Annotated in this window: 7 protein-coding genes; 1 reads left to right on the forward strand and 6 read right to left on the reverse strand. The window is 69.6% G+C overall.

Annotation, left to right across the window (positions count from 1 at the left end; translation table 11 throughout):
- Window positions 1-2 precede the first annotated feature (2 nt).
- The 6 genes from ehuB to pip form a co-directional block, all read right to left on the reverse strand.
- Entirely contained in the window at window positions 3-896 is an 894-nt protein-coding gene (ehuB, locus tag AB0K37_RS11655) for an ectoine/hydroxyectoine ABC transporter substrate-binding protein EhuB (RefSeq protein ID WP_363978508.1), read from the reverse strand.
- A gap of 101 nt (window positions 897-997) precedes the next feature.
- Entirely contained in the window at window positions 998-1,936 is a 939-nt protein-coding gene (thpD, locus tag AB0K37_RS11660) for an ectoine hydroxylase (RefSeq protein ID WP_363978511.1), read from the reverse strand.
- A complete protein-coding gene (locus tag AB0K37_RS11665; protein WP_089312209.1) occupies window positions 1,933-2,328 on the reverse strand; it encodes an ectoine synthase in 396 nt (131 codons plus the stop codon). The genes thpD and AB0K37_RS11665 overlap by 4 nt, the downstream gene beginning before the upstream one ends.
- Before the next feature lie 34 nt (window positions 2,329-2,362).
- Window positions 2,363-3,625, reverse strand: a complete 1,263-nt coding sequence (ectB, locus tag AB0K37_RS11670) for a diaminobutyrate--2-oxoglutarate transaminase (RefSeq protein ID WP_363978514.1) — start codon at window positions 3,623-3,625, stop codon at window positions 2,363-2,365.
- A 53-nt stretch (window positions 3,626-3,678) separates the two neighbouring features.
- The gene (gene ectA / locus AB0K37_RS11675; protein WP_363978517.1) at window positions 3,679-4,227 is read right to left on the reverse strand and encodes a diaminobutyrate acetyltransferase; all 549 of its coding nucleotides are present in this window, start codon (window positions 4,225-4,227) and stop codon (window positions 3,679-3,681) included.
- Between the two features lie 617 nt (window positions 4,228-4,844).
- A complete protein-coding gene (pip, locus tag AB0K37_RS11680) occupies window positions 4,845-5,813 on the reverse strand; it encodes a prolyl aminopeptidase (RefSeq protein ID WP_363978520.1) in 969 nt (322 codons plus the stop codon).
- Window positions 5,814-6,186: 373 nt separating this feature from the next.
- Here pip and AB0K37_RS11685 point away from each other — a divergent pair.
- On the forward strand, window positions 6,187-6,749 hold a 563-nt coding region (locus AB0K37_RS11685), incomplete at its 3' end, for a hypothetical protein (protein WP_363978521.1).

The following is a 6,749-nucleotide window of genomic DNA, read 5'->3' on the forward strand; positions in this document are numbered from 1 at the left end:
GGTCAGCCCTGGCAGAACTTGGCGGCGGTGTCGTCCGGACCGGGCATCTCCGCCTGGGTGAAGCCGAACGGCTGCAGGATCGGCAGCAGCTTGCCGCCCTGCTGGAGCTTGGCGAGCTCGCCGTTCCAGGCGTTCAGCAGGTCCGAGTCGGCCTTGCGGAACGCGAACGCGCCGGCGCCGAGCTGCTCCTTGCCGTCGATGACGGGGGTGAACGCGTCGGTGACCTCGAAGCCCTCGCCCTTGTGCTTGGTCAGCAGGTCGGCCAGCGAGATGCGGGTCAGCCAGATGCAGTCGATGCGCCCGGCCTTCAGGCCCTCGTAGGCGCTCGCCTGGTCGGCGAACGTCTTGATGTCGCCCTTCTTGACGCCGGTCTTCTCGGCGTACCCGGCCTCGACCGCGCCGGTGAGCACGCCGACCTTGGCGCCCTTCTTGCCCGGGTCCTCGGCGGCCTTGAGGCCCTTCGGGTTGCCCTGCGGCACCATGAAGGCGCTCTTGGCGACGTACTCGGGGTTGGCGAACGCCGCGGAGGCGCACCGCTCGGGCGTGATGAACATGCCGGCGGCGATCGCGTCGAAGCGCTTGGCGTTGAGCCCGCCGATGAGCCCTCCGAAGTCGACCTGGACGCCCTTGATCTCGTCGATGCCGAGGTTCTTGAAGATGGCGCGCGCGAGCTCGGGGGCCTCGCCGGTCAGCTTCCCGGACTTGTCGGTGTAGCCGTAGGGCGCCTCGTTGGCGAACCCGACCGTGATCGTCCCGGAGTCCTTGGCCTTCTGCAGCGTCCCGCCGCCGGCCTTCTCCTTCTCCGGATCCGTCGTGGAGCAGCCCGCCGCGGCCAGCGGCGCCGCGGCGGACAGCAGCACGGCGGTGCGGAGGAAGTCGCGTCTCGAGGAAGTCATCGTCGAACTCCTGGTGATGGGTGCGCTCCGCGCCCGCAGGGAGGCCGGACGGCCCCCTTGCGGGCGCGGAGCGGGTGGGTCGGGTTATCGAATTGTGCGGCTCAGGCGCCGGCGGTCCCCTCCGGAGCGGTGTCGCCTCCGACGGGAGTGAAGTCACGGGCGCCGATGAACGAGGGACGGGGCGCGGGGGCGGAGAACGGCTCGACGCACGTGTTCTCCACGCTGTTGAACACGATGAACACGTTGGAGCGCGGGAACGGGGTGATGTTCCCGTTCGAGCCGTGCATGCAGTTGCAGTCGAACATGGTCGCCGAGCCCGCGGGTCCGGTGAACAGCTCGATCCCGTGCTTGTCGGCCAGGATCGACAGGCTGGCGGGGTCGGGCGTGCCGATCTCCTGTCCGCGCAGGGACTCCTTGTAGTGGTCGTCCGGGGTCTCCCCGACACAGGCCACGAAGGTCTTGTGCGAGCCAGGCATGATCATTAGCCCGCCATTGTGCACGAAATTCTCGGTGAGCGCGATGGATATGCTCACCGCGCGCATCCGGGGCATGCCGTCCTCCGCGTGCCAGGTCTCGAAGTCCGAGTGCCAGTAGAAGTCCTTGCCCGTGAAACCTGGCTTGTAGTTGACCCGGCTCTGGTGCACGTAAACATCCGAGCCGAGGATCTGCCTCGCCCGGCCGACGACGCGGGGATCGCGGACGAGGCCGGCGAACACCTCGCTGATCTTGTGCACCTCGAAGATGGAGCGGACCTCGTCCGAGCCGCGCTCGGTCACCGTGCGCTCGTCGGCCAGGATCTGCGGGTCCGACGACAGCCGGCGCAGCTCGGCCCGGAAGTCCTCGACCTCCTCCGGCGCGAGCAGCTGGTCGACCGACAGGAACCCGTTGGCCTCGAAGGAGTCGAGGGTCGCACCGTCGATGGGCCCGTCCTCCGGCTTGCCGTACACGACCGGGTCCTGGCGGTACAGCAGCGCGGCCTCGGCGGCCTTCCGGGTCGGGTAGGCGTCGTCGATCGTCGGATGGGACTCGATGATGCTCATGCGTCCTCCTCGGTCAGCAGGGGGTAGACACCGTTCTCGTCATGGACCTCCCGGCCGGTGCAGGGCGGGTTGAACACGCAGACGGTGCGCACGTCGGTGTGGGCGCGCAGGGTGTGGTGCTCGTGGCCGTCGAGCAGGTACATCACGCCCGGCTCGATCTTGTGCTTCTCGCCCGTCTCGTCGTTGGTCAGCTCGCCCTGGCCCTCGACGCAGTACACGGCCTCGATGTGGTTGGCGTACCACATCTTCGTCTCGGTCCCCGCGTACAGGATCGTCTCGTGCAGCGAGAACCCGACGCCCTCTTTGGCCAGCACGAAGCGACGGCTGCACCAGGTCGGCGCCTGCACGTCGCGCTCCGTGCCGATGATCTCTCCGAGGGAACGAACGATCATTGAAACTCCTCTGCTGTGTCGGTGCCGGGCGGGCTCAGGCGGTGACCTTCTGGCGGACGGCCTCCAGGGAGTCCGCGATGATCTCCAGGCCGGTGGCCAGGTCGGACTCGGTCGTGGTGAGCGGCGGCAGCAGCTTGACGACCTCGCCCTCGGGCCCGGAGGTCTCCATCAGCAGCCCGCGGGCGAACGCCTCGCCGCACACCTGCGTCGCCGCCTCCGGGTCCTTCATCACCAGGCCCCAGGCGAGGCCGCGGCCGCGGACGCAGTCGATGGCGCCGGCGTGCGCGATCGCGATCTCGTTCAGCGCCGCCTGGACCTGCTGGCCCTTGGCGAGGGTCTGCTTCTCGAAGTCGTCGCCGGTCCAGTAGTCCTCCAGCGCGGCGACGGCGGTGACGAACGCCGGGTTGAAGCCGCGGAAGGTGCCGTTGTGCTCGCCCGGCTCCCACACGTCCAGCTCGCGCTTCATCAGCGTGATCGCGAAGGGCAGCCCGTAGCCGCTCAGGGACTTGGACAGGCAGACGATGTCCGGGGTGATCCCGGCCTCCTCGAAGCTGAAGAACGGCCCGGTGCGGCCGCACCCCATCTGCACGTCGTCGACGATGAGCAGGATGTCCTGCCGGTGGCACAGGTCCTGCAGGCCCCGCAGCCACTCGGCGGTGGCCACGTTGATGCCGCCCTCGCCCTGCACGGTCTCCACGATGACGGCGGCGGGCTTGTCCAGGCCGCTGCCGCTGTCGTCCAGCATCGTCTCGAAGAGCAGGAAGTCGGGCGTCCTGCCGTCGAGGTAGTTGTCGTAGGGCATCGCCACGCCGTGCCCGAGCGGCACGCCCGCGCCGGTGCGCTTCATCGAGTTGCCGGTGACGGCGAGCGCGCCGAGCGTCATCCCGTGGAAGGCGTTGGTGAAGCTGACGATGGTCTCCCGGCCGGTGTACTTGCGCGCCAGTTTCAGCGCCGCCTCGACCGAGTTGTTCCCCGCGGGACCGGGGAACTGGACCTTGTAGTCGAGGTCGCGGGGCGCCAGGACGTACTCGTTGAAGCGTTCCAGGAACTCCCGCTTGGCCGTGGTGTACATGTCGAGCCCGTGCACGACGGCGTCACTGGCGAGGTAGTCCATCAGCCGGCGTTTCAGCCCCGGGTTGTTGTGCCCGTAGTTGAGGGTTCCGGCGCCGGCGAAGAAGTCGAGGTAGCGTTTGCCGTTCTCGTCGGTCATGTGACTGCCCTGCGCGGTGGTGAACACCGTGGGCCAGCTTCTGCAGTAGCCGCGGACTTCCGATTCCATGCGGTCGAAAACGTCCATGTCTGCCTCCAGGCAGGGTCGGAGAGGAGCGGGTGGGGGGCGTGGAGCGTAGGTCAGTTCGCGGCGGCGATCGGGCCGATCCTGAAGAGCACCTCGGGCTCGTGTCCCCCCTCGGGGAAGTGCTCCGCGGCGAACAGCGGGCTGCGGGCGAGCTCGCACCCGCGGGCCCTGGCGAAGGATTCGAACATGGCGGTGGAGGCGGCGTTGTCCGGCGTGACCGTGGCCTCCATGTACCGCAGCCCGCGGGGACCGAGGCGGTCCGCCAGGCTGTCGAGCATGCGGCGGGCGAGGCCCTGGCCGCGGTGGTCGCGGTCGACCGCGACCTGCCACACGAAGAACGTGTCGGGACGGGACGGGCGGACGTAACCGGTGATGAAGCCGCACGGGCCCGCGCCGTCGCGCGCGACGACGGAAGTGTCCGCGAAATCGCGGCACCAGAGCGCGTAGCTGTACGGCGAGTTGACGTCCAGGACGCGTGAGTCCCGGGCGAGCCGCCAAAGCGCGGGTCCATCGGCGAGGCTCGGCTCCTGGAGTTGCACTTCCGCGTTCGTCTCGTTGTTCCCGGGGCGTCGGGTCGGTGATTCCAGGGGTTGCGCTGCCATGTCCAGGCAATTTAGCGAATCTCGCGCGGTGATCGCAGATAGATGTTATCGACGAGATGTTTAGTCCGCTCGCCCAGTGGGTATGGTTACACGCTTTCCCGATTCGGGTGCAATTTGGGCGGTCTTGTCGCGGGCCGCGATCCGCTTTTCCCCGGGATACGCAGGAGGTACTTCCGGGTGCGCCGGAGATGTTGCCGGCATGCTTCCTGAATGCGACCTTAACGTTTCACCGCGAGGTCGGGAGCGCTTTTTCGTATCGGTTGTGTGAGGTAAGTCACACAGAAGGGGTGTCAACGGGGCGGGTGCGGCGGGCGTCACTTCGCATCGCGGGAGGTCGCGCCGCGCGCGGGCGAGGTGGGGCGGGTGTGGGCCGAAACGCTCCACGAGGCCGTCTGTACTGACCCCTGGGGGCAGGTGCGCTCTCCAGAGGGTAAGACCGCACTTGCTAACGGGTTAGGAAATGCGGATTTTGGTCCGCTTCCGGGTGGCGGGGGCCGGACGAGCAAACCGGACCCCGACCCGGTTACGGACAGGCTGAAGCTCGTAGTCGGCGAGACCGATTCATGATCGGCCCCGCGACGTCCGATGACGTGATGTTATCAGGCGATGACTGAGCGTCACGCCTTGCCGGCGAAACGGTCGGTCGCCTCGATCAGGTGGTGCAGGATCCCCGGCTCGCTGTAGGCGTGGCCCGCGTCGTCGACGATGTGGAAGTCGGCCTCGGGCCACGCGCGGTGCAGGTCCCACGCCGTCGCGACCGGCGTGCATATGTCGTAGCGGCCCTGCACGATCACGGCCGGGATGTGGCGGATCCTGTCCACGTCCCTGATCAGCTGGTCCTCCTCGAGGAAGCCCTCGTTGGTGAAGTAGTGGTTCTCGATGCGGGCGAACGCGACGGCGTACTCCGGCTCGCCGAAGCCGCCCGCCATCTCCGGGTCCGGCCGCAGCGTCAGCGTCGAGCCCTCCCACGTCGCCCACGCCTTCGCGGCGGCGATCCGCACCTCCGGGTCCGGCGACTCGAGCCGCTCGCGGAACGCCGAGATGAGGTCCTCGCGCTCGTCCTCGGGGATCGGCTCGACGTACTTCTCCCACAGGTCGGGGAAGATCAGCGACGCGCCCTCCTGGTAGAACCAGTACAGCTCGAACGGCCGCAGGGTGAAGATGCCGCGCAGCACCAGCTCGGTCACCCGGTCGGGGTGCGTCTGCGCGTACGCGAGCGACAGGGCGCTGCCCCAGCTCCCGCCGAACACCAGCCAGCGCTCGATGCCGAGGTGCTCGCGGAGCCGCTCCATGTCGGCGACCAGGTTCCAGGTGGTGTTGCTCTCCAGCGACACCTCCGGGTCCTTCGCGTGCGGCAGGCTGCGGCCGCAGTTGCGCTGGTCGAACAGGACGATCCGGTACGCCTCCGGGTCGAACTGCCGGCGGTGCGCGGGGCTGCACCCCCCGCCCGGCCCGCCGTGCAGCATCACCGCGGGCTTGCCGTCCGGGTTCCCGCAGACCTCCCAGTAGATACGGTTTCCGTCGCCGACGTCGAGCAGCCCGGAGTCGTAGGGCTCGATCGGCGGGTACAGCGTGCGAAGCTCCATGGGGCGCGATTGTTCCACCCGGCCGGTGCCGGGGCCGGATGTGACCCACGGCACCTCCCGGACGGGCCGCACGGAGGGTGATCAGGCGTCCTGCGTGCGCGAACGCCGGCCCGGCGCCGAGAGGGCAAACCCCAAACTGGGCAAACGTTCCGCTGGTCGGGACTAGAGTGCTCCTAGTGAGCGAAGCGAGGAGCCACAGGGCCGGCAGCGGAGCGAGCGAGATGTGCACAACGACCCCCGCGAACGCGGCCGTGCGCCGCCGGGCGAGGAGACACGTGAGCGAAGTGACGAGCCGTCGGGCCGGGAACGCTGCGAGCAGGGCGAGCGGCGTGCCGCCGGTCGGTCCGCTCCCGTCCGGGAGGCGAGGAGACCGGTGAGCGAGCTGAACGGATCCGGCGGTTCCCGAGGAGTCCCCGACGCGGCGACTCCCTGGCCCGCCATGGGACGCGACCCGGGCGGCGCGCAGCAGTCGCTGCCGTCCGCCCAGCAGCCCATCCAGATGGCCAAGCCCGGGCAGCCCGCGCAGGCGGGCCTCCACGGGCAGACGGGGGAGATCGTGCGCCCCGACGTCGAGCAGGCCGAGGCCCAGCCCTGGGACATCGTCGAGCGGCTCCGCCAGATGGCCGACCTCATCGGCGACGCGCTCGCCGCCGGGGAGCGCAAGGTCAACGAGGCGCAGACCGAGACCGCGGCGCAGATCGCGGCCGTCCAGGCGGAGAAGGAGTCGGCGCAGCGCGACGCGGCCGCCGCCTGGGGCGAGGTGCAGCGCGCCCGCGGCCAGGCCGAGCAGGCCGACCGCCGCGCGGTGGAGGCGGAGCGGCGCGTCACCGAGGCGCAGACCGAGTCCGCGGCGCAGATCGCGGCCGTCCAGGCGGAGAAGGAGTCGGCGCAGCGCGACGCGGCCGCCGCCTGGGGCGAGGTGCAGCGCGCCCGCGG

Origin of the sequence: Actinomadura sp. NPDC049753 (genome assembly GCF_040674655.1) — a bacterium.
In the GTDB taxonomy this organism is placed as follows: Bacteria; Actinomycetota; Actinomycetes; order Streptosporangiales; family Streptosporangiaceae; genus Spirillospora; species Spirillospora verrucosospora.